Origin of the sequence: Embleya sp. NPDC059237 (assembly GCF_042754105.1) — a bacterium.
Classification (GTDB): domain Bacteria; phylum Actinomycetota; class Actinomycetes; order Streptomycetales; family Streptomycetaceae; genus Embleya.
In genome coordinates, this window is the sequence record NZ_JBHZAE010000017.1 from 134,363 (window position 1) to 156,831 (window position 22,469).

The 22,469-nt window shown below is 71.8% G+C and carries 21 protein-coding genes; 5 read left to right on the plus strand and 16 right to left on the minus strand.

All coding sequences use genetic code 11. The features are described from left to right. Positions 1 to 111: 111 nt before the first annotated feature. The 6 genes from ACFXKZ_RS39215 to ACFXKZ_RS39240 all read right to left on the minus strand — a co-directional run bounded on the left by ACFXKZ_RS39215 (position 112) and on the right by ACFXKZ_RS39240 (position 7,696). Positions 112 to 798: a hypothetical protein gene (locus ACFXKZ_RS39215; protein WP_380008360.1), complete on the minus strand. Its 687-nt coding sequence runs from the start codon at positions 796 to 798 to the stop codon at positions 112 to 114. 139 nt (positions 799 to 937) lie between these two features. Continuing rightward, complete coding sequence (locus ACFXKZ_RS39220) at positions 938 to 3,205, minus strand: hypothetical protein (RefSeq protein ID WP_380008363.1); 2,268 nt, start codon at positions 3,203 to 3,205, stop codon at positions 938 to 940. A 76-nt stretch (positions 3,206 to 3,281) separates the two neighbouring features. Next, on the minus strand, positions 3,282 to 4,121 hold the full coding sequence (locus ACFXKZ_RS39225) for a nucleic acid/nucleotide deaminase domain-containing protein (RefSeq protein ID WP_380008366.1): 840 nt from the start codon (positions 4,119 to 4,121) through the stop codon (positions 3,282 to 3,284). Positions 4,122 to 4,161: 40 nt separating this feature from the next. Further along, positions 4,162 to 4,746, minus strand: a complete 585-nt coding sequence (locus ACFXKZ_RS39230) for an SUKH-4 family immunity protein (RefSeq protein ID WP_380008369.1) — start codon at positions 4,744 to 4,746, stop codon at positions 4,162 to 4,164. 20 nt (positions 4,747 to 4,766) lie between these two features. Then, positions 4,767 to 6,164, minus strand: coding sequence for a hypothetical protein (locus ACFXKZ_RS39235; RefSeq protein WP_380008372.1), 1,398 nt, complete (start codon positions 6,162 to 6,164; stop codon positions 4,767 to 4,769). A gap of 281 nt (positions 6,165 to 6,445) precedes the next feature. Beyond that, complete coding sequence (locus tag ACFXKZ_RS39240; protein ID WP_380008375.1) at positions 6,446 to 7,696, minus strand: MFS transporter; 1,251 nt, start codon at positions 7,694 to 7,696, stop codon at positions 6,446 to 6,448. Between the two features lie 133 nt (positions 7,697 to 7,829). On the opposite strand from ACFXKZ_RS39240, the gene ACFXKZ_RS39245 reads away from it, so the two are divergent. After that, on the plus strand, positions 7,830 to 8,204 hold the full coding sequence (locus ACFXKZ_RS39245) for an ArsR family transcriptional regulator (RefSeq protein WP_380008378.1): 375 nt from the start codon (positions 7,830 to 7,832) through the stop codon (positions 8,202 to 8,204). A gap of 26 nt (positions 8,205 to 8,230) precedes the next feature. On the opposite strand, the gene ACFXKZ_RS39250 is transcribed toward ACFXKZ_RS39245, so the two are convergent. Then, complete coding sequence (locus tag ACFXKZ_RS39250) at positions 8,231 to 8,908, minus strand: hypothetical protein (RefSeq protein ID WP_380008381.1); 678 nt, start codon at positions 8,906 to 8,908, stop codon at positions 8,231 to 8,233. A gap of 165 nt (positions 8,909 to 9,073) precedes the next feature. Further along, positions 9,074 to 9,931, minus strand: a complete 858-nt coding sequence (locus tag ACFXKZ_RS39255) for an SDR family oxidoreductase (RefSeq protein ID WP_380008384.1) — start codon at positions 9,929 to 9,931, stop codon at positions 9,074 to 9,076. Positions 9,932 to 10,067: 136 nt separating this feature from the next. Between ACFXKZ_RS39255 and ACFXKZ_RS39260 the strand changes: the two genes are divergently transcribed. Then, positions 10,068 to 10,817 carry a TetR/AcrR family transcriptional regulator gene (locus ACFXKZ_RS39260; protein ID WP_380008387.1) on the plus strand — a complete coding sequence of 250 codons (750 nt, stop codon included), beginning with the start codon at positions 10,068 to 10,070 and terminating at the stop codon, positions 10,815 to 10,817. Between the two features lie 48 nt (positions 10,818 to 10,865). Here ACFXKZ_RS39260 and ACFXKZ_RS39265 read toward each other — a convergent pair whose 3' ends face one another. Continuing rightward, entirely contained in the window at positions 10,866 to 11,195 is a 330-nt protein-coding gene (locus ACFXKZ_RS39265) for a helix-turn-helix domain-containing protein (protein WP_380008390.1), read from the minus strand. Next, the gene (locus tag ACFXKZ_RS39270) at positions 11,192 to 11,563 is read right to left on the minus strand and encodes a type II toxin-antitoxin system RelE/ParE family toxin (protein ID WP_380008393.1); all 372 of its coding nucleotides are present in this window, start codon (positions 11,561 to 11,563) and stop codon (positions 11,192 to 11,194) included. Before ACFXKZ_RS39270 ends, ACFXKZ_RS39265 begins: the two co-directional genes overlap by 4 nt. Before the next feature lie 140 nt (positions 11,564 to 11,703). Here ACFXKZ_RS39270 and ACFXKZ_RS39275 point away from each other — a divergent pair, with 140 nt between their 5' ends. After that, entirely contained in the window at positions 11,704 to 13,017 is a 1,314-nt protein-coding gene (locus ACFXKZ_RS39275; protein WP_380008396.1) for a DUF445 domain-containing protein, read from the plus strand. 43 nt (positions 13,018 to 13,060) lie between these two features. Here the strand turns inward: ACFXKZ_RS39275 and ACFXKZ_RS39280 are convergent, their stop codons facing one another. Beyond that, a complete protein-coding gene (locus ACFXKZ_RS39280; protein ID WP_380008399.1) occupies positions 13,061 to 14,683 on the minus strand; it encodes an acyl-CoA synthetase in 1,623 nt (540 codons plus the stop codon). A 271-nt stretch (positions 14,684 to 14,954) separates the two neighbouring features. On the opposite strand from ACFXKZ_RS39280, the gene ACFXKZ_RS39285 reads away from it, so the two are divergent. Together ACFXKZ_RS39285 and ACFXKZ_RS39290 are read left to right on the plus strand one after the other, a co-directional pair. Further along, complete coding sequence (locus ACFXKZ_RS39285; protein ID WP_380008402.1) at positions 14,955 to 15,881, plus strand: protein kinase; 927 nt, start codon at positions 14,955 to 14,957, stop codon at positions 15,879 to 15,881. Further along, positions 15,779 to 16,042, plus strand: a complete 264-nt coding sequence (locus ACFXKZ_RS39290) for a hypothetical protein (RefSeq protein WP_380008405.1) — start codon at positions 15,779 to 15,781, stop codon at positions 16,040 to 16,042. Before ACFXKZ_RS39285 ends, ACFXKZ_RS39290 begins: the two co-directional genes overlap by 103 nt. 92 nt (positions 16,043 to 16,134) lie before the next feature. On the opposite strand, the gene ACFXKZ_RS39295 is transcribed toward ACFXKZ_RS39290, so the two are convergent. The 5 genes from ACFXKZ_RS39295 to ACFXKZ_RS39315 form a co-directional block, all read right to left on the minus strand. Beyond that, on the minus strand, positions 16,135 to 16,935 hold the full coding sequence (locus ACFXKZ_RS39295; protein ID WP_380008408.1) for a crotonase/enoyl-CoA hydratase family protein: 801 nt from the start codon (positions 16,933 to 16,935) through the stop codon (positions 16,135 to 16,137). An 84-nt stretch (positions 16,936 to 17,019) separates the two neighbouring features. Continuing rightward, the gene (locus ACFXKZ_RS39300) at positions 17,020 to 18,150 is read right to left on the minus strand and encodes an acyl-CoA dehydrogenase family protein (protein WP_380008411.1); all 1,131 of its coding nucleotides are present in this window, start codon (positions 18,148 to 18,150) and stop codon (positions 17,020 to 17,022) included. A gap of 33 nt (positions 18,151 to 18,183) precedes the next feature. Next, positions 18,184 to 19,374: an acyl-CoA dehydrogenase family protein gene (locus ACFXKZ_RS39305; RefSeq protein ID WP_380008414.1), complete on the minus strand. Its 1,191-nt coding sequence runs from the start codon at positions 19,372 to 19,374 to the stop codon at positions 18,184 to 18,186. Between the two features lie 109 nt (positions 19,375 to 19,483). After that, on the minus strand, positions 19,484 to 21,709 hold the full coding sequence (locus ACFXKZ_RS39310; RefSeq protein WP_380008417.1) for an acyl-CoA dehydrogenase: 2,226 nt from the start codon (positions 21,707 to 21,709) through the stop codon (positions 19,484 to 19,486). Positions 21,710 to 21,840: 131 nt separating this feature from the next. Beyond that, positions 21,841 to 22,335 (minus strand): pyridoxamine 5'-phosphate oxidase family protein, encoded by a 495-nt coding sequence (locus ACFXKZ_RS39315; RefSeq protein ID WP_380008420.1) that lies wholly within the window; start codon positions 22,333 to 22,335, stop codon positions 21,841 to 21,843. Positions 22,336 to 22,469: the final 134 nt, after the last annotated feature.

Consider the following 22,469-nt stretch of genomic DNA (forward strand, 5'->3'; position numbering starts at 1 on the left):
CACGAAGTCAAGACGCACGAACGGGCGTTCGGACGCGCGCCGGCGGGTCGGGGCGGCCGGTTCGGGTCACCCGTGCAGGCCGCCGATACGAGCCGGTTCGGGCCGCCCTGTTCAGGCCACCGGGTTCAGCGTGGTGACGATGCTGGACGCGGTCGGCATGGCGTCCCGGCCGCTCTGCTTGCCGGCGTCGATCGCGGCGTCCAGGTCGTAGCCGTTGCGCGCGCCGAGTTCGTTCTCCACCAGTTGGGACAGCAGTTCGTTGGCGGTGCCTTCGAGGGCGGCCACGGCGGGTGCGGTGGCGATCTCGATCACCCGGGCCATCAGCTCTTCCTCGAGTTCCTTGAAGATGCGTTTGACCGCGGTGCGCACGATACCGACCTCGGCAAGGCCGGCGATCGCGGACAGGCCGAAGGTGAAGGTGGCCGCAGCCGCGGCGGCGGCGATCGCATCGGCCAGGATGATCAGTTGGGCGATGGCTCTGCCCTTGGCCACCTCGATCACCACCGCCGCCGCGTCCAGCGCCTTGGCCAACATCCGGGCGCCCTCGGCCAGGTCGTGCAGATGCTCGTTGTTCAGCTTGCCGTAGTGCGCCTCGAACGCCTCGGCGGCCATCCCGCTGGTGCCGGAGAGGATCCACGCCGCGCCGTTCTTGCCGTCGGCCCGCGCCTCGTCGATCTCGTCCGCGAACTCGCGGTAGGCGACCGCCAGTTCCTTGAACTCGTCCTCGTCGAGATTGGGCCAGTCGATCCCGATGACGTCCAGTGCCGTGTCCAGATAGCCCGGTACGGTGATGCCCACAGTCGACCCCCGTCGTCGTCGCCCACGCCCGAGCCGGCGGGGCGCGTCCTGTCGACGCTACGCACCGATTCCGGCCTTGTACATGCTTTTCGGGCCCGGTCGGCCCGTCCCACGCCTGCGCCGAACATGCGAACAACCGTCATCCGGCGGGTCGTTCGAGGCGCAGTCCGATCACCCCCGCGGCCGTGCCCAGCACGATGTGGCCCTCCACCGACATCGCGATCCCGGTCACCGGCAGACCCGGGTTCAGGTCCACCGTCGTGTCGTCGCCCGGTCGGCGCAGTCGGACCGGGCCGTCCGCCCACGCCACCGCGATCAGCAGGCCCTCGGTGGTCTGTTCGCAGGCGAGCGCGGTCACCGGGGCGGCGCGCGCGTCCAGCGCGTCCGGGCCCGGCTCGGCGCCCGGGCTCCACATCCGCACCCGGCCGTCGCGTCCGCCGCTGATCACCAGCGTCGGCGCTCCGGCGGTGCCAGTGCGGACCGCGCCCAGCGCGGTGACCGGGCCGGTGTGCAGCGGCGCGGAGAACACGCCGCGCGGCGGTGGCTCGTCGCCGGCCGGGGCCGATGCCGAGGTCGGCGCCGGGGCGTAGCACCACACCGCGCCCTCGGCGTCGCCGAGCGCGGGCAGCGGGTGTGCGCACAGCACGGTCGGCTCGGCCCCGCAGGTGTTGACCAGGCGCTGGAATCCGGCCTCGAGCGCGCCGCGCGGGCCGTGGTAGGCCGCGTCCAGGACGTCCACGCCGCCCCATCGGTTCAGCGTGGCCACCCGGCCGCCGTAGGTGCTCGCGAGCGCGCGCAGCGGAATCGGCCCGAAGGAGGCGCCGACCCGGCCGACGATGCCGCCGTCGGCGCCGCGCACGGTGCGGATCGTGCCGGTGTCGTCCACGAGGAGCGCCTGTCCCGCCAGCGCCCCGCGGCCGGATGCGGCGGCGAGCACCGGTCCCGGCCACCGGTCGGGCCGCTGTGGGTCGCCCTCGCCCCACCGGGCCCACTCGGCCCGCCAGCCCGGCGCCGCGGCCCGGGCCGCGAGTCGGCGCGCGGCGTCGTCGTCGCGGCCGAGTCGGTGCATCGCGAGCAGGGCCGCCCGCACCCCCGGCGCGGGCTCCGCGACCAGCGTGCCGTACGCGCCGCGAAACGCCGCCTGCGCCGGGTCCGCCCACTGCCCGGTGGCCACCAGTGCGCCGGCCACCACGTGCGGCCGGGCCAGCGCCTGCACGATCGGGTCGACCGCGAGCGCCGCCGCGTCCCCGATCCGCACGCTGTGCTCCAGGATCGCCGACAACCGCTCCTCGCCCGCCTCGTAGAGCGCGGCCAGGTCCACGATGCCCGCGTCCGCGTCCCGCCGCAGTGCCGCGTGCACCCGGGCCGCCCGGCCGGGATCGCGGCATTCCCGGCGCTGCCCTGCCACGAAGTCGGCGAGCGGCCCGGCCGGCAGCGCCCAGGTGTCGCCGCCGTCGAGCAGCGGGGGCAGCGCACGGGTCGCCGCCGCGATCGGCGCATCCGTAGCGGCGCCGCCGGGGCCCGGCACCGGGCCCGGATACAGGGTCGAACAGGCGATCGCCCACTGCCGGGCGGTCAGCGGCAGGTCGAGGCCGTACAGGGCGGCCACGGCCGAGCGCACGTCCTCACCCAGGCCCGCCCACCACGCCCGGTGGATCCGGGCGAACCGCTCCGTCGTGCCGCCCGGGTCGACCGCCGAGACCGCCGAGACCGCCGAGGCGGGCGAACCGGGCGACGCCGAGGCCCCGTCCACCCGCGCGGCGAGCCGGGCCAGGCCGGGGTGCGGGTAGGCGACATCGGCGTCGGGCGGCGCCGTGCCCGGCGCGGCGGCGAGCAGTTCGGCGTACCAGCGGGCGAACCGGCCCGGATGGGTCCACCTGGGTTCGTCCAGATCCAGCGCGGCCGGCCCGGCCACCCGGGTGAACGCGGCCCGGGTCGCGGCGTCCGCGCACTCCACGAGCAGCCGTACGTGCGGCAGGTCGAGCAGCGGGTCGAGCAGGTCGGTGACGATCCGGGCGCCCTCCCCGGGGCGACCCGGCACGCCCGCGTGGTCGAGATCGGCGATCGTGATCACCGTGCGCCGGGGGTCCAGGGCCGCCCAGGCCACGAGGTGGCGGGGGGTCCTGGCCGCGACCCCCAGGTGTCGCGCCAGTTCGACGGTGACCCCGGGCAGCGTCGATCCGCCGGCCGGGACGAACGCGTGCAGTCGGCGTGCGGGCGGCGTGTCCTGCCCGGCAGTGGCCGCGTACAGCCAGGCCAGCAGGTGCGACTTGCCCGCCCCCGGCGAGCCGCCGACCAGACACAACCGGGGCGAGCGCGGATCGTCGAGCCACCCGAGCAGCGCGCGGGCGGCGAGGTGTCGCCCACCCGTCATGTGCGGCAGCCGATGCCCGTCCTGGTCGACCACGGTCTCCGTCCCCCGATTCCCACCGCTCGTACCGCTGTGTGCCGCCCGTACCGTGCCCGGTCGGTGTGGCGCTCCGTCAGCGGTTTCCCGCCTGCTCGGCGATGTGCGTCATCAGCGCCCGTACGCCGTCCTCCCGGGACTGCGCGCTCTCCCCGTAGCCGAAGCCGTGGGTGAACTCGGCGTCGGGAAACAGGCGACCCATCCAGAGCGCGCAGTAGTGGCCGGGCATCAGGCAGGGTTCGAGTTCGCAGTAGACCCGCCGAACGTCCTCGGCGTCCACTCCCCCGGCCGCCAGCCGATACCACAGCAGTTCCTCCGGATGCGGCAGCCCCGGGCGCGACGACTCGGTCAGGATCTTCGGTTCGCCGCCGGCGTCCACGATCTCGAAGGCGGCCGAACTGCCGATGTTCAGCGGCAGTCGCACGTCGTCCAGGACCCTGGGCCACCACGCCTCGCGCTCGACGAACGCGGCGGGATCGGCCGCCGTCAACGCCTCGCGCAGCTCCCGGTACAGCGGGAACCCCTCCATCGGCTCGTCCACGGCGGCGATCCGGGGCAACATCTGATCGAGCGTCAACAACCCTTCGGCGAACGCCTCCACACTGCTCGCCACGGCCATCGCGGGCAGGTCGACGCCGAGGAACAGGGCTCGCACCGACCCGTCGCCGGCGACGTACAGCTCCGCCCCCTGGTCGGTCCCGAGCCGAACCCGGTCCCGAAGCTCGGCATCGGGCAGCACCTCACCCACCGCGTCGGCGAACGCCCCCATGGTGAGCGGGTGTTCGTCCTCCGCGGCGATGAAGTACGCGCCGACCTGCACGGGCAGCGGCAGGCCGTCGAGGTCCGGCGACGCGTACGTGCGCAGCCCGTCCCGGCCGAAGCGCTGGTGGAGGGCGGCGGAGAGGTCGACGTTCATGGTGGTGCGGGTTTCCTTCCCGATCGCTCGGCTCGATCGCTCAGCTCAGTGGATACAGGCCGTCGGTGTACGACCCGAAATAAAAGACCCACAGGCTGTCCCCCTGATAGGGAAGCGGATCGTGTGGCTCGACCCGCGCTCGAATGGAGTCGGCCACGTGCGCGTATTCGTCGTTGCTCGGGCCCCGGGTTCCCGGTGCCGTGCGCGGGGTCTCCTGTTCCAGCAGGCACAACATGGTGCACAACGAGGACAGATCCCCGTTGATCGTGCAGTAGTCCGACCCGTCCTCGGGAAATGCGTGGATCCGGCCGGTCTCCAGGTGCAGGAAGACGTACCAGTACTGGATTCCGCCCAGCAGGAGTACCGGGCCGACGCCGTCCAGCTCGGGCAGGTCCACACCCTCGTCCGGATCGCCGAGATCCAGCAGCCGCGACAGTTGCGCGCCTTCCTCGCCGGCCAGCGCGGGGGCGATCTGGAACAGCCCCTGCGGCAGGCCCACGTCGCACAGGAAGTCCAGATCCTCGGCCCGACCCTCCACCTCGGCGAGTGCGGCGCGCGAGGCACGCACGACCCGTCGCTCGGGAAACGCCTCCAGGAGCCGGCCCCGGTCGATGTCGAAGATCATCCGTTACTCCAGCGTCGGCCTCAGGGATACCGGTACGTGTATACACCGGCGAGCGGACTCGTGTTGCCGGCCTGGTGCTGCTGCTCCAAGTCGAACATGTACAGGTTGAACGGCCCGTTGCGGTCCGCCCCGTCGAGCCGACTCGAATCGAAGTCCGCGACGTGACCGACCTCCAGCGGGGAGCTGCGCCCCGGGCCGTTGAGATGCATGTCGACCCACAGGTCGCAGCCGGCCCCGCCGGTCCGCGGGAAAACCTGGCAGGGCGCACGTTCGGTATACAGCCGGGTCACGTCGTTCTGCATGCCGTTGTGCACCATCGGCAACCCGATCGCTCGTTCCGAGTGACCGCCGTTCTGGCCGCTGCTGCCCACCAGGATGAAGTCGCCGGCGGCTTGTCCGGAAGGGTCCCGATAGTACAGCGACGCATAGTTGTTCCCGCCGTAGTCGTTGCCCGCCCGGCGCACGTCCTCCACCGCCTGGGACAGATCCGTGGGGTGTTCCAGGCGCTGCGATTGCACGGGAGTGCGCGGACCGGCGCCGTCGTTGTTGTCCGCCTGCTCCTGCTTCGCGAACCGGTCGTATCTCCCCTTGCCACCCGGCACCGGGACCCGTTTCGGTTTTCCCTTGGGGGTGAGTTCGGGATTGCCGTCGTCGTCGGTCTTGATGTTGACCCTGATCGTGCCGTCCGGATTGAGCACCCGGTCGATGCCGCTGTTCGTGCCTCCGGGGGTGACCGGCACGAGTTGGCCGTTCACCAATTGGTGGACCCGGCCGTTCTCGTCGACGAAGTACACCGGGGTGCGGTTCGAGCCGGGCTTTTGCGCGGCGTTGCCCGACGGGCCCTTGCCGTCGCGCTCGGCGTCGCCGATCTTCTTCGGGTCGCCGTCGATGCGCTGCCCGAACTTCTTGAGGTTGGCCTCCTCGGTGGCGGCCGTCTTCTTGGCGCTGACCCGCACGTTCCCGGCGGTCTTGGCGACCGCCTGCTGGAGCGCCCCGCCGGCCCGGGAATGGCCGGTGGACAGCGGCTCGAAGACCTTGCCGAAGGTCTGGCCCAGGCTGTCCTTGTTCCAGAACGAACCCTTGGCCTGGAGTACGCCGCTCAACTTCGTGTGCGCGGCCTCGATCCGGGCGGCGGAGGCGTCGATGCCCCGGGCGCCGGACTCCACGTGTTCCGGCTTGTGGCTGAAGCCGTTGCCGCCCCTGGGCGGTGGTCCGGCGGGCGCGCCGGTCTTGGTGGTGGTGGTCGCCGGCGGGCCGCCGGGGGCGCCGCCGGTGTCGCCGCCGGTGTCGCCGCCGGGACGTTTGGGTGCCTTGGGCACGGTCGCGGTCGGCGCTCCGCCGCTCGGCTTGGTCGTGTCGTGGCCGGTGCCCGAGGCGCCCGAATTGCCACCTTTCGGGCCGGTCTTCGTCTTGCCCATCCCCGATCGCCTCCCCGTAGGACGTCGTGTGCGTACGACGTTCCGGGAGAAGGCGAACCGAGGTCGCCGAGGCCGACGCGAGGCGCGCCCGCCCGTTCGATGCGGGGCGGCCCACTCGCGGCCGCCGCGCGCCACTGCCCCCGTAGTGATCGAACGACGCCGACCAACCTACGTTCGATGCGCGAGGGAACCAACCGGATTCGGGTCAAGTAATGGAAATCCTGGGGCAGTCGAGGGTGTTTCCGCACGGACGTGTCGGCCGATCGCGCCGGGTCTCGACCTCAACTGCGCTCTGCTGCCGCGCGGTTGGTCAGCACCAGGGTCGCCGCGACGGTGGCCGCGCCGATCAGGACGATCGCGAAAGTCGTGGTTCCGGTACGCAGGCCCACCGCGTCGCTCAGGTAGCCGACGGCGACCGGGAGCAGGCCGGCGGGCAGGTAACCGCCCATGTTCAGCGACGCGTTGGCCTCGGCGGCGCGCTCGCGCGGGACATGCGTGCCGAGGAGGGTGAGGCCGCCGAGTTGGCCGAGGCCCTGACCGGCGCCGGCGAGGATCGCGGCCGTGATCAACAGGGGTGCAGACGCGAGGTATACGGCGGCGATCAACACGATCATGCCGGCGGCGATCGCGGCGGCCCCGGCGAGCAGCACCGTGCGAACCGCCCACCGGCGCACCGCGAACTGCACGCCGGTCGCGGCGGCGAACATCACGAACGCCGTGGAGCCCGCGACGATCCGGCTCGACGTGTCGAGGAGGTCGGCCAGGAGGGCGGGGCCGAGCGAGAGCACGAACGAGGTGGCCGTGATGCCGGGCGCGAACACCGCGATACCAAGGAGCAGTTGGCCGCGATTCGCGGCGGGCACGGACGGCACGCGGAACCACCGGGCGGTGGCGGGCGCGGCGGCCGGTCGGGCGAGCGGCAACCGGTACACGACCACGAACGCCGTGGCGAGCAGCACCGCCTCGACCACGAACACGGTGGTGGTCGGCCCGGCCACGGTCTCGGACAACACGCCCGCGAGCATCGGCCCGAGCCCGGCGCCGAGCACCATCGCGGACGAGGCCGCCAACGCCCCGAGCCGCCGGTGCGTCGACCCGGCGACGTCGGCGACCGCGGCCATCCCGGCCGACACGGTCGCGCCGACGGCGATGCCGGTGAGCAGGCGCGCGACGACGAGCGCGGGCACCGAGGCGGCGGTGGCGAAGACGAGGCACGCGAGCGCGGCCAGAGCGAGGGCGGGCAACAGTACCGGCTTGCGGCCGATCCGGTCGGAGAGCGCGCCGGCGACGGTGAGCGCGCCGAGCAGGCCGACGATATAGGCCGCGAAGATCACGGTCGACGTGCCGGAGGAGAAACCGAGTTCGCGCCGCCAGACGACATAGAGCGGGGTCGCCGCGTTGGAGAGCACGAAGACGGCGGTCACCGGCCAGGCGGCGAGCCGGATCCGGGCGGGCGACACGGGCGGCGACGGGTACGGGGCGGAGGTGGGCGCGGTGGGCATCGGCGCATGGCGGACCTCGGTCGGTGACATGGAACCCCCAGGACACGGCTGTACGAATCGAGTCGTACTGACTGTACGAGTCGATTCGAACATGAAGTGCAGTACGATGCAACTCGTACAGCAGCGGCCGGCGCCGGCCGCCCATGGCGAGGAGAGATGCCCAGTGGCCCACAACGCGGTCGTCCGCCCGGTCCCCGACGACGCCCCCGAGCCGCTGCCGGAGCCCGCGGTCGGGGAGTTGCGCCTCGAAGCGGTCATGGGCGCGCTGAGCACCCCGCTCCGGATGGGCATCGTGCGCACGCTGCTCCTGGACTCGACCGAGTTCGACCACACGTGCGGCTGGTTCGGCCTCGGCCAACCCAAGTCCTCGCTCACCCACCACTTCCGCGCCCTGCGCGAGGCCGGCCTGATCCGGCAGCGCCAGTACGGCCTGGAACGCCGCAGCCACGTCCGCGTCGACGACCTGGACCACCGCTTCCCGGGCCTGCTGGACCTGGTCGCCGCGTGGACACCCGCCCCCGAACCGACCGACGCCTGAGGACGGTTCCCGGACCGGGCCACGCCCTACAGGCGGTCGTACCAGCCCGGGTGGCTGTTGTGCAGGGCCGCGAGGGCCAGGAGTATCCGGCAGTCGGTGTGGCCCGGCGGCAACTCGTAGGAGTCCGTGGTGCCGACGCTGCCCAGGTATTCGAACACGCGCCTGCCGTCGTGGCGCCAGATGGTGCGCAGCGGCAACCTCGGTGCCTTGCCGCCCAGTACGGCCACGGCCATCATCAGCCCCCACAGCGGGGACAGCGCCCACCACGCGATCCAGCCGAACGTGGTTCCCTTGGCCGCGTGCAGCGTCGGCCCCTCGGCCGGGCGGATCGTCCAGGACGTGCGGCGCAGTCGACGGATGCTGCCCTGCTCGCGGTGCACCGTCGCCAGGTGCTCCCCGGCCGGTCCGGTGATGCTGTAGACCGCGTAGTCGGGCGCGGCGGAGTAGGTCCCCACCGCGGCGATCCGCTGTCGGCGGGCGCGGTCGGCCCACAGGACCAGATGCCGCGAGGGGGAGCTGCCCATGCCGTCGGTGGGCGCCGCGTCGATGTACGCGACGTCCTCGTAGTGCCGTTCGCCCTGCGGGCGGACCCGGACGATCGGGCCGACCCACGTATGGGCGGGCACGTCCCTGGCTTCATCAGCCTGGAGTGCGCGGCGTACCTCAATTGCGGCACCCGCGCCGGTGTGAAGCGCGACGGTCATGTGCGTCCAGAGTTCGGTAAACGGCCGGTCTGGACAGCAGGGTAGACAGCACGGAGGCCCCGTGGGGAACGTGGGAGCGAGAACCCCACCAAAGCGTGCACCGGTCGGGCGGAATGTCCGTCCGACCGGTGGGTCTGTGCCCATATCGGGCTCTGCGCAGGGGACTTACCGGCGCGGGGCGGCGAGTTCGGCGAAGTCCTCGCGGTGGTCCAGGACCCAGGCGCGGAATCTGCGCCCGGGCCGGCCGGTGATCGCCTCGGTGGTGCCGGAGACGGGCTCGGGGTCGACGGCGTGCTGCCACAGGTCGAGAAGGGCGTTGGCGTAGCCCTCGTTCATGTGCCGGGTCAGCCCCGCCAGCGCCTCCTCGCGGCTCACCTCGGCGAACGGCAGCGCGTGGCCGAGGACATCGGACAGGATCGCGATCTGCTCGGCGAAGGACATCGATTCGGGGCCGTTGAGGTCCAGCGTTTCGCCGAGGTGGTCGCCGGACAGCAGCACGGCGGTGGCGACGTCGGCGATGTCGTCTTCGTGGATCGGGGCCGACTGGGCATCGGGATAAGGGAGTTGGATGCCGCCGGCACCGAGCACCTGGTACTTCCAACCGATCGTGTTGCCGGCGAACGCGCCGGGGCGCAACACCGTGTACGGGAGGCCGGATTCGGCGACGGCGACCTCGACCGCGTGGTGGCTCGCGGCGAGCGGGTTGGCGGCGGGGTCGGGCGCGGCGGCGGCGGCCGAGGACAGCAGCACGATGTGCCGGACGCCGGCGGTGCGCGCGGCCGCCAGGAAGTCGGCGATGCCGGCCGCCTCGGCGTAGAGGAAGACGTTGTGCACGTCGCGCAGCGCGGCGGCGGCGTCGGCGGCGGGCTCGCGCAGCGACAGCCGAACGGCTTCGACGCCGGGGGGCGGGGCGAGGGCGGTCGGGTCGCTGCTCGCGATCCGGACGTCGCGGCCGGCGGCGAGAAGGCGGGTGACAACGCCGCGGGCGACACTGCCGCGGGCGCCGGTGACGAGGGTGGTCATGGTGATCGAAGTCCTTGCATATGTATGGGGCCGCCGTGGCGCGTCGGCCAGGGGCCCGCGCAATCCGAGCGAACGACGTTCGTTACGAACAACGTACGTTCCGAACAGTGTTCCGTCAAGGCGTTATGCTCGGACCATGTCGAACCCTCCCGGCGCACCTCGACGGTCCGCCCCCGCCGCCCCGGTCAGCCGCCGCACCCGCCCGGCCAAGGCCGCACTCAGCGCCGACGCGCTCGTGTCCGCCGCGCTCGCGATCCTGGACGCGGACGGGCTGGACGCGGTGACCATGCGGCGGGTCGCCCAGGCGCTCGACACGGGCGCGGCGTCGCTGTACGTCTATGTGGCGAACCGGGACGAACTACTGGCGCTGGTCTACGACCGGGTGGTGGGCGAGATCCCGCTGCCCGCCGTCGGGCCGGTCGGCGCGCCGGTGCCGCACTGGCGGGCGGAGCTGGCCACGCTGATCGGCAACGCCGTGACCGTCCTCGGCGACCGGCGCGGCATCGCGTCGGTGGCCCTGGGCGACGTCCCGACCGGCCCCAACGCCCTGGCTCTCGCCGACACGATCCTGGCCCTGCTGGCCGGCGCGGACATCGACGACCTCACCCGCTCGCTCGCCCTGGACCTGATCAACCTGTACATCACCGCCGCCGCGACCGAACAGTCCGCCTACGCCGCCAAGGGCGAACGGGGCCAAACGGAGGAGAGCACGGTGGCCGAAATGAACGAAACCTTCGCCCGCCTGTCCGCGACCGAATACCCCCATCTGGTCGCCATGCGCCCCACCCTCACCGAAGGCTCCGGCGACGAACGCGACGCGTGGGCCATCGAGGTCTTGCTCAACGGCATCCTCACCACTCCCGCCCGCCCACCCCGATCCCCCTGACCCCAACCCCCGCCGCGGGCCGATCCTCGGCAGGGCCGGCGTCGTCGTTCAGGCCACCCGAAACGACATGTCGCCGATGTTGACGGTGACGTCGAGCCGCCCACCCAGCGCGGCCGCATACGAGCGCAGCGTCTCCAGCTCCATGGCCTCCAGGTCACCGGTCTCGATCTGGGACACGCGCGCCTGGGAAACCCCGAGGACCGCCGCCACCTCGGCCTGCGTTCGTCCCAGGGACTTGCGGAGTTCCTTCAGGTGGAAGCCGACGACATAGGCGTCCAGTTCCGCCCGGGCCCGCGACCGCACCCCGGGATCGGCCAGGTCCGGGTTGACGCGGTGGGCATCGGCCTTGACGTCCTGCCAGCGCCGTGCGGGACTCATGATCGCTGCTCCTTCTGCTCCTCGCGGTACTCCTGATACCGAGCCTCCGCGAGCGGAATCGCTTCCTCGTACCACCGTGACCACTGACCGGCCTTGTCGCCGGCCACGAGGAAGATCGCCTGCCGATCGGGATCGAAAACAAACAGTATGCGAATCTCGGTGCGCCGCCGGGAAGCCGGGCGCAACTCCTTGAGGTTCGGCAGGCGACTGCCTTGCAAGGTGTCGACGAGCGGACGGCCCAGCGTGGGCCCACGCTGCGCCAACAGATCGATGGCTTCCACGATGAGGGCTGCCGAATCCGCGTCGGTCTCGCACAGCTTCAGGAACCAACTCTCCACGGGTTCAAGAAGGCAGATCTCCCATGACACGCGTCGAATATAACATATGGCTTATATTTTTCGGGTGAAGCGCTTGACCATGGAGGTCTTACCGGGGGCGTGAGGAGGGCCACCTGGCTGGGTGGTGTCGTGGCGGCTATTCGGGTGGGCAGATCATCACAATGACCCTCATGGAAGATCTGGCCGAACCCGTGGCCCCGGCTCCACGTTCTCGACCCGTCGGCGGCGCCGATCGCACTGCCGCCGAGGTGGAGAAGTTGCGTGGGGTGCGGCGGATGAAGGTGATCGCCACCGGGTTTCTGGTGTTCGCCGTCGTGTTGTTCGTATTGGCGCGGTGGGCCGAGGCTCGGGGGGCCGGGGCGTGGGCCGGGTACGTACAGGCGGCGGCGGAGGCCGGGATGGTCGGCGCGATGGCCGACTGGTTCGCGGTGACCGCGCTGTTCCGGCGCCCGCTCGGGCTGCCGATCCCGCACACCGCGATCATCCCGACCCGCAAGGACGCCCTCGGGCGCAATCTCGGCGAGTTCGTCGGCGAGAACTTCCTCTCCGACGCGGTGGTGCGGCAACGCCTGGCCCGCATGGACGTCTCCCGACGCGCCGGCACCTGGCTGGCCGCCCCCGGGCACGCCGAACGGGTCACCGAACAGCTGGGCGCGCTCGCCCGCGCCGCGCTGACCGTGCTGCGCGACGAGGACGTGCAGAACGTGTTCGGCCAGGCGATCACCCGTCGGGTCTCCGCCCAGGCCGTCGCCCAGCCGATCGGCGAACTGCTCGACCGGCTCGTGCGCGACGGCGCCCACCATGGCCTGGTCGATCTGGTGGCGACCAAGGCGCACGACTGGCTGGAGACGCATCGCGAGGCCGTGCTGCGCGTGGTCAGCGAGGAGTCCCCCGGCTGGTCCCCGCGTTTCCTGGACCGCCAGATCGCCAACAAGGTGCACCGCGAACTCGTGCGCTTCGCGGGCGCGGTACGCGACGACCCGGAGCACACCGCCCGACTCGCGGTGGACACCTTCCTCGCCGACGTGGCCCGCGACCTCCAGCACGACCCGGCGATGATCGCCCAGATAGAGCGGCTGCGCGACCGCACCATCGCGCACCCGGCCGTACAGGACCTGATCGCGTCGGTGTGGGGTGCCGCGCGCGCGATGCTGGTCGAGGCCACCGAGGACCCCGACAGCGCGCTGCGCAACCGGGCGACCGACGCGATCCGCTCCCTGGCGACCCGGCTCGCCGAGGACCCGCGCGTGCGCGACAAGGCCGATCGCTGGATCGAGCAGGCCGCCGCCTACGTGGTGACCACCTACCGTGACGAGATCACCGCGCTGATCACCGACACCGTCGGCGCCTGGGATCCCAAGGAGACCAGCCGCAAGATCGAGATCAACGTCGGCCGCGACCTCCAGTTCATCCGGATCAACGGCACCGTCGTCGGCGCGCTGGTCGGCCTGCTGATCCACACCCTCACCCAGGTGCTCGGCTGAACCGACCCCGACCCCGACCCCGACGACGCCGCCGCCGCCGCAGTCAGCTGCTCGGCCGCGCCGACTCCGACAACTCCTCCGCCCGCGCCTTGGCCGCCCGCAGGTCCACCTTGCCCGCCGCCGTGCGCGGGATCGACTCGACGAAGTGGATGCGCTTGGGCGTCTTGTAGCCGGCGATCCGGGTCCGGGCGTGCGCGGTGATCGCCTCCGCCCCCGGGTCGGCGCCCTCGCGCAGCACCACGAGCGCGGTGACCGCCTGGCCGAAGCGCGGGTCGGGAACACCCACCACGACGGCGTCGAACACGTCCGCGTGCGACTTCAGCGCGTCCTCGACCTCGTCCGGGTACACCTTCTCGCCGCCGGTGTTGATGGTCGCGCTGCCCCGCCCGAGCAGCAGGATGCTGCCGTCCTTGTCCAGCTGCGCGTAGTCGCCCGGCAACACCCACCGCCGCCCGTTCGCGTCCCGCACGAACGTGGCGCGCGTCTTCTCGTCGTCGCCGTGATACCCGAGCGGGATGTGCCCGCCGACGGCCAGGCGGCCCACGTCGCCCGAGCCCGGCTCGACCGGCACCAGGCGATCGTCGAGGACCGTCGTGGTCTCCGAGGAGGCGAACCGGGTGGCCGTGCCGGGCGCGCCGGTCTGCCGCATGGCGGCGCCGGTCTCCGACGCGCCGAAGCTGTCGATCACGAACATCCCGGCCTGTTCGAGCGCGGTCCGCACCGCCGCGCTCATCGGCGCCCCGCCGTTGCTGATCGCCTTGAGCGCGGACAGGTCGTAGGTGTCGGGGTTGGCCGCCAGCCAGTCCGCGAGGGGCCGGCCCATGCCGTCGCCGACCACGGCCATCGACAGCGCCTTTTCCCGCGACGCCAGCGCCATCACCGCGTCCGCCTCGAAGGCGCGCCCGGTCCACATCAGGAACGTGTTGCCCATGTAGAAGGTGTTCCACATCGACCACTGCCCGCCGCCGTGCATCATCGGCGCCAGGCCGAGCGTGGTCATACCGGCCGACTCGCGCACCGTCTCCGCGAGTTCGCCCGGCGTGCGCAGCTTCGGCCGGGCGCCGCGCCCGGCCTGCAGGGCGGCGAAGAAGATGTCCTCGCCGCGCCACAGCACACACTTGGGCATCCCGGTGGTGCCGCCGGTGTACAGGCCGTACAGGTCGTCGTCGCTGCGCGCGCCGAAGCCGCGCGCGGGCGAGGCCGCGGCGAGCGCGTCCTCGTAGCCCACGGTGCCCTCGGCCGGCTCGGTCGAGCCGTCCTCCAGGATCACCACGTGCCGCAGCGTCGGGAAGTCGGCCCGGATCGCCGCGGTCGCGCCGGCGAACGAGCGCTCGGCGATCACCGCGACCATGCCCGAGTTCTCGTACAGGTAGCGCAGTTCGGCCTCGACGTAGCGGTAGTTGATGTTGATCGGCACCGCCCGTGCCTTGTGGCAGCCGATCATCGCCTCGACCCACTCCGCGCGGTTCCACGCGTGGATCCCGACGAAGTCCCCGGGCTCGATCCCGGCCCCGAGCAGGTGGTGCGCGACCCGGTTGGCCCGCTCGTCCAGTTGACGGTATGTCAGGCGTACCTCGCCCGCGATCATCGCGGTGCGGTCGGGGATCGCGTCCACCACGATCTCGAACAGGTCGGCGAGGTTGAACGACGGGCTGACGGGCGTCATGGTCGGCTCCCACGGCGGATCTACGGATGCTCCCGACGCCGGGGATCCGGGGCCGAGGCAGGGATCCCATCCGGTCGGAAGCAGGGTCGGGCCAACTTACCCTTGACTCGATCAAAAGAATAGCCGCGCCATGATCCGGCAAAGCACTGTCGGAACCCGCCCGCACGGCGGTACTTTCTCGCCACGAAGGCCCGGCATATGTCCCCGAACAGCCGGTTGCTCCACACTTGCGCGGCCACGCCCGACCCACGACCGAACTCCGGGGGGAGACATGCGCGTTCTGGGTGGCAGATACGAATTGCTGGAGTCGGTCGGGCACGGCGGGATGGGCGTGGTCCGGCGCGGCGTCGACCGCGAGCTGGGCCGCACCGTCGCGGTCAAGGTGTTGCCCGTCGAGCTGACCCGGCAGCAGGAGTTCCGGGACCGGTTCCGGCGCGAGGCACGCACCGTCGCCGGGTTGTCCCACCCGGGCGTCGCGACGCTGTACGACGTCGGCGAGGACACCACCGGCGCCGAGCCGATCCCCTTCCTGGTGATGGAGTTCGTCGACGGTCGCACGCCGGCCGAAGCCCTGCGCGAGGGCCCATTGCCGATCGGCCGCACCGTCTCGATCGCACACGACGTCGCCGACGCGCTCGTGCACAGTCACGGCCACGGCGTGGTGCACCGCGACCTGAAGCCCGCCAACATCATGCTCACCTCGACGGGCGGGGTGAAGGTGCTCGACTTCGGCATCGCCAAGGTGCTCGCCGAGACCACCACCCGGCTGACCGCGACCGGGATGACCGTGGGCACTCCCGCGTACCTGTCCCCGGAGCAGATCGAGGGGCGCGACGTCGACGCCCGCACCGACCTGTACTCGCTCGGCGCGCTGGTCTACGAACTGCTCACCGGCCGGCCGCCGTTTCTGGCCGATTCGCCGTTCGCGGTGATGCACCAGCACCTGTCCAAGCCGCCGACCCCGCCGTCGGCGATGCGCCCGCAGGTGCCCGAGGAGCTGGACGCGGTGGTGTTGCGGCTGCCGGCCAAGCATCCTACGGCGACTCCGACCGGTGGAGCGCGAACGACCTGGCCGCCGAGGAGTTCACCGCCATCGTGCCGTTCGCGCTGCTCGCCCTGGTCTTCCTGGTCGCGTTCCTGCGGCGGCGGGACACCCCCGCCCTGTACATCGCGGCGTTCTGGCTGTTCGCGGCCCTGACCGGCTGGTCGTGCACGTCGCTGACCAACGGCAAACTGATGATCACCCTGTGGGTCGTGCTCGCCCTGCCGGCCTCGATCGAACTGGCCCGCGAGGTGCGCTCCCGGCGCCCGGCCGCGACATCGCCGAAATTTTCCGATCGATCGACGCAACCTGCGTGATCGCACACGCGTCGAGATGATGAGGACCCGCCGGGGGATTGCCGTCCCTGACCCGGCGGGCCCGTTTCATGCCGAAGTTTTCCGATGGCACATCACGTGCCCTTGAACTCCGGGGTCTTCTTCTCCGCGAAGGCTCGCGGACCGATCTTGGCGTCGTCGCTCATGAATACCCGCATTCCGATCTGCGACTCCAGCTTGAACGCATCTTCCTCGGTCAACTGGTCGGTTTCACGCAGAACGCGCAGGACCGCCTGAACGGCGAGCGGACCGTTGGCGGCGATCTGGTGGGCGATCTCCTTCGCCTTCTCCAACGCGCCGCCGTCGGGTACGACATGCCCGATCAGACCGAGCTCCTTGGCTTCGGGCGCCTTGATGTGGCGGCCCGTCAACAGCAGGTCGGCGGCGACAGTGTACGGAATCTGCCGGCGCAGGCGCACCGCCGACCCGCCGAGCGGGAAAAGACCCCAGCGCACCTCGGAAACCCCGAAGCGGGCCGACTCGCCGGCCACCCGGATGTCGGTGGCCTGGAGGATCTCGGTGCCGCCCGCGATGGCCGGGCCCTCGATGGCGGCGATCAACGGCTTGGTGAGGGTGAAGCCCTTGAGACACCACTTCATCACGGACATGTCCATGGCCGGCCTGCCCTCGCCGCCCTTGAACGCGTCGCCGGGCGCGCGCCGGCTCATCGCCTTCAGGTCGGCGCCCGCGCAGAACGCGCCGCCGGCGCCGGTGAGGATGGCCACCCGGATCTCGGGGTTGGCGTTCACCTCGTCCCAGGCGGCCTCCAGGATCTCGACCATCTCGCCGGTGACCGCGTTGCGGGCCTCGGGGCGGTTCATCGTGATGACCAGGACGGGGCCGTCCCGCTCGACCAGGGCGTGCGGTTCGCTCATGTCTGTTCGTCTCCAGAAGATCCGGGAATCACGGGATGCGGCGCCGGCGCGACCGCACCTGGGTGGGCTGCTCGGTCGAGCCGGTCAGGCGAACTCCCCCGCCGGCGTGGCCGCGAAGCCGGCGCCGATCCGCAGCGCCTGCTCGGTGGCGCCGCCGAGGGAGAGTTCGAGCTGCTTGGCGTGGTTGAAGTAGCGGTGCACGAAGTGCTCCTCGGCCACGCCCATCCCGCCGTGCACATGCACCGCGGCGTGCGCGACCCGGTGACCGCCGTCGGCCGCCCAGAACTTCGCGGTCGCGATCGCCTCGGCGGAATCCAGGCCCTCGGCCACCCGCCACGCCGCCTGCCAGGTGGTCAGCCGGATCGCCTCGACGTCGATGTACGCGTCGGCGAGCCGGTGCCCCACCGCCTGGAAGGAGCCGATCGGCCGCTTGAACTGGACCCGCTCGCTCGCGTACTTCGCGGTCTCGCGCATCGCCTTCTCGGTCACCCCGAGCTGGGTCGCGCACAACGCGAGTGTGGCCAACTCGCGCAGGTTCACCGCCGCGTCGGCGCCGGCGAGCGCGGTGCCTACGGCCCGCTCCAGGGTGACCAGGCCCGCGATCTCCTTGGCCGTGGTCAGCTGGGCCTCGATCCGCACGCCGGGCGCCTTCGGGTCGACCAGGAACACCCCCGCGTGGCCGTCGCCGAGGTCCGCGGACACCAGGATCAGGTCGGCGACGGTCGCCGCCGGCACCCCGGTCTTGACCCCGTCGAGGTGCCAGACCCCGTCCGTGCACACCGCCTTCGTCGCGGGCGCGGCGCCGTCTCGGCCGTACGGCTCGGCGAGCGCATAGGTCAGGATCCGCGAACCGTCCACCGCGCCCGGCAGCCAGGCCGCCTTCTGCTCGTCGGTGCCCATCCGGCTCAGCAGCGACGCGGCGACCACGATCGAGGGCCCGAACGGCACCGGTGCGAGCGTGCGGCCGACCTGTTCCAGGATCAGACACTGCTCGAACACGCCGTAGCCGGAGCCGCCGAACTCCTCCGGCAGGCCGATCCCGAGCAGGTTGGCCTTGGCCAGCTCCGCCCACAACTCGCGGTCCAGGCGCGGCGCGCCGTCCTGCTCGACCCGCTTGTCCAGCGCGGTCAGCGCCTCGTGGGTGACCCGCTCACCGAGGATTCGCCCCGCCAGGCCCACCAGGTCCTGCTGTTCTTCCGTGTAACCGAAGTCCATTTCACCTGTCCTTGTCAGCGTGGTGACGGCGGGTCAGCGCGGCGGCCGGGGCAGCCCGAGGCCCAGCATCGCGATCATGTCGCGCTGTACCTCGTTGGTGCCGCCACCGAAGGTGAGGATGAGCGCCGTGCGGTGCATCTTCTCCAGCCGGCCGCGCAACACCGCGCCCGGCGAGTCCTGCTGGAGGTAGGCGTCCTCGCCCAGGCACTCCATCAGCAACCGGTAGGCCTCGGTGGCGAATTCGGTACCGAAGATCTTGGTCGCCGAGGCGTCCGACGGGCCGACCTTGGCACCGTGGTCGACCGCCCAGGCGATCTTCCAGTTGATCAGCTTGAGGAACTCCACCTTGGCGTGCACCCGGCCGAGGTTGGCCTGGACGTGCTCCCGGTCGATCACGCGCGAGCCGTCCGGCAACACCGCCCGCTCGGCCCAGCGCCGGGTCTCGTGCAGCGCGAGCTGGATGCCCGCGGCCGAACACAGCGCCACCCGCTCGCGGTTGAGCTGCCCGGTGATCAGCTTCCAGCCGCCGTTGAGTTCGCCGACCATGGCCGACGCGGGCACCCGGACGTTCTCGTAGAAGGTCTGCGAGGTGGTCTGGCCGCCCATGGTCTTGATCGGGGTCCAGGAGAAGCCCTCGGCGTCGGTGGGCACCAGGAACATGGTCAGCCCCTTGTGCCGGGGCGCGTCCGGGTCGGTACGCGCGGCCAGCCACACGTAGTCGGCGACGTGGATCAGCGAGGTCCACATCTTCTGCCCGTTGATGATCCAGTCGTCGCCGTCGCGGACCGCCTTGGTGGTCAGCGCGGCAAGGTCGGTGCCCGCGCCCGGCTCGGAATAGCCGATCGAGAAGTGCATGTCGCCGGCGAGGATCTTCGGTAGGAAGAAGTCGCGCTGCTCCTGCGTGCCGTACTCCATCAGGGTCGGGCCGACCGTGTTGATGGTCAAGAACGGCACCGCGGCCCCGGCCAGGGTGGCCTCGTCGGTGAAGATCAGCTGTTCGAGCATGGTGCGGTCCTGGCCGCCGTACTCCTTGGGCCAGCCGATGCCCAGCCAGCCGTCCTCGCCCATGCGCTTGACGACGCGGCAGTACGCGCCGTCCTTGCCCATCAGGCTGGTCTCGCCCGCGGCCTGCTCGGCCCGGATCTCGGGCGTCATGATCCGCGCGAAGTATTCGCGCAGTTCCCGTCGCAGGTCCTCCTGCTCGGGTGTGTAGGCGATGTGCACGTGGTCTCCCTGATAGCCGTGGACCTGGTTGGCCGTGGACCTTGCCGGCCGTGGACGCTGTCTGTCGGTCGCGGGACACGGGGTCGAGGACCCCGGGCGGTCGCCGGGTTCACCCCCGGGGCAGGCCCAGGATGCGTTCGGCGACGACGTTGAGCTGGATCTCCCGGGTGCCGCCGCCGAGCAGGACCGCGGGCAGCGAGAGATAGTCGGTGAGCGGTTCGCCGGCGGGGCCGTCGAGGTGTGTGCCGCCGGGTCCGAACCGCTCCAGGCGCGCGGTGACCACGGCCCGCTGGTGTTCGGTGACCGCGAGCTTGAGCACGCTGGAGGCGGCGCCCGGGTTGAGCCCGGACAGGCGCTGCAGGGTCGAGCGCAGGGTGAGGGCGCGCAGCGCGAAGTTCTCCGCCGCGAAGGCGCCGAGCCGGGCGAGCGGCGCGGGGTCGGCGGCGGGAGCGTCGGCGGCGGAGGCGTCTCCCGCGAGGTCGGCGACCAGCTTGCCGAACGCCTGCATGCCCGGACCGCCGGCGATCATCACCCGCTCGTTGGCCAGCGTCGTGCGGGCGATCCGCCAGCCCCCGTTCACCTCGCCGATCACCTGGTCGTCGGGGACGAACACGTCGTCCAGGTAGACCTCGTTGAACTCGGACCGGCCGTTGGCCTGCTTGAGCGGCCGCACGTCGATCCCGGGCGTGGCCATGTCCACCACGAAGTACGTGATGCCCTTGTGCTTGGCCGCGTCCGGGTCGGTGCGGGCCAGGCAGATGCCGAAGTGCGCCTCGTGCGCCTTGGAGTTCCACACCTTCTGGCCGTTCAGCCGCCAGCCGCCGTCGACCTTGGTGGCCCGGGTGGCCAGCGCCGCGAGGTCGGAGCCGGCGCCGGGTTCGCTGAACAGCTGGCACCAGACGATGTCGCCGCGCAGGGTGGCCGGCACGTACGCGTCGCGCTGCGCCTCGGTGCCGTGCGCCATGATCGTGGGCAGCGCGAACTCGCCGATGACGGTGCTCGGCGGGGTCAGCCCGATTCGGGCGAACTCCTGCTGGATGACCACCTGTTGGGCCGGGTCGGCGGCGATCCCGTAGGGCCTGGGGTAGTGCGGCGAGACGTAGCCGAGTTCGGCGAGGCGCTGCCGGCGGGCGGGCTCGGGCAGCACGTTCGCCGCCGCCAGGTTCGCGGCCACCTCGGCCCGGAAGGCGCCCGTGTCGCCCTCGTCGAGTTCGAGGTCGAAGCGCCGGGTGGGGCCGCCCGCGAGCGCGGCGCGGCCGAGCCGTGCGGTCCACTCCCCCGCCGGGCCGAGCCACTGGCCGAGGAAGATCGCCCGGCGCCAGTACAGGTGGATGTCGTGTTCCCAGGTGAAGCCGATGCCGCCGAGCATGGTGATGCAGTCGAGCGCCACCTCGCGGGCCAGGGGCAGGCAGAGCACGGCGGCCTCGGCGGCGGCCAGGGCGAGTTGTTCGTCCGCGTCGGGGGCGGTGTCGTCGGCGGCCCGGGCCGCGTCCCAGGCGGCGGCGCCCGCGAGTTCGAGCCGGGTGAACAGGGCGGCGGCCTTGTGCTTGATCGCCTGGAACGAGCCGACCGCGACGCCGAACTGCTCGCGGATCTTGACGTAGGCGAGCGCGGTCTCGAAACACCAGCGGGCCACCCCGACGGCCTCGGCGGCGGCCAGCACGGCGGCGAGTTCGCGCACCCGGGCGGTGGTGACGCCGGGCAGGACCTGGGACGCGGTGATCTCCAGGCCGTTCGCGCGTACCCGGGCCACGCCGCGGGCCAGGTCGAGCGGGCCGAGCGCGGTGACCTCGACGGCCGCGCCGGGCTCGACCACGAACCAGATCTCCTCGTCCCGGGCCGGGTCGGCGTCGGTCCGGGCGCCGAGCAGCAGGTAGGTCGCGCCGATCGCGCCCGGGAGCGGCTCGACGGCGCCGTGGATCTCCCAGCCGACCTTGGTGGCGCGCGCGGTCAGGCCCGGTACGACGGCGACCGCGCCGCGGGCGCCCTCGGCGAACGCGGGCAGCAGCGCCTTGGCCGGTTCGGGGCCGGCGTGGCGGGCCAGCACGGCGCTGGTGAGCACGCTGGGCAGGTACGGGCCGGGCAGCAGGCCGCGGCCGGTCTCCTCGACGGCGACGGCCAGTTCGAGCAGCCCGGCGCCCGCGCCGCCGTACTCCTCGGGCAGGTGCACGGCGGTCAGGCCCTGGCCGACCAGCGCGGTCCAGCAGTCCGGCAGCGCGCCGGCGGACAGGTGCTCGGCGGCGCGGCGGGTGCTCTCGATCGAGGCGTGGCGAGCGACGAAACCGGCTACCGATTCCGCGAACGCCTGATGCTCGGTGGCGAATCCGATCGGCACTGTGTACTCCCTCACCAATACTTGTCTCGATCAAGTAAGCAGACAGGCTACCTGACTGGATCCTGGGTGGCCAGATCCGCGCGGCCGGGCGGCCGACGGCGCATGGCGGGCGGGCGCGGGTGCGCCGGGGTTCAGTTCGGGCGGGTGGACGGCAGACCCAGCTTGCGGTGGTCCCAGGAGACGATCCGGTCCGGGACGACCTTGATCACCACACGCTTGTTCAGCATCATCTCCACGGCCGGGCGCAGTTCCTCGGTGTACGGCGCCGCGTAGCGGCTGAACACGCTCACCCCGAGCTCCCAGATCCGCTCCGGCTCCTCGACCACCTCGGCCCTGCCGACGATGGACACCCCGCGCAGTTCCTCGTAGTACTCGCCGGCCTCGACCAGGCAGGTGATGGTCGGATTGCGCCGCACGTTCAGCACCTTCTGCGCGCGGGCCTTGCTCTCCAGGGCGACGTCGCCCTCCAGGAAGCCGTACCACATGCCGATCGAGTGGATGCTGCCGTCGGCGTTGAGCGTGGACATCGTCATCGAGTGCCGCCCGGCCAGGAACGCGGCGACCTCCTCGTCCGTCATCCGGACCCGGTCCCGCTGCTTGACGCCGTGGCCCATGTGCTCGCCCATACCGCACTCCCCTTTTGATTGCCTGGGTCAACCATTTGTACACTGCCACGCCCCGGGCTCGATTGACAGACCGTCAGTTTTGCCATCACGCAGGCCCGGAACGATGATTGACACTGCGTCAGGTCCTGCCTAGC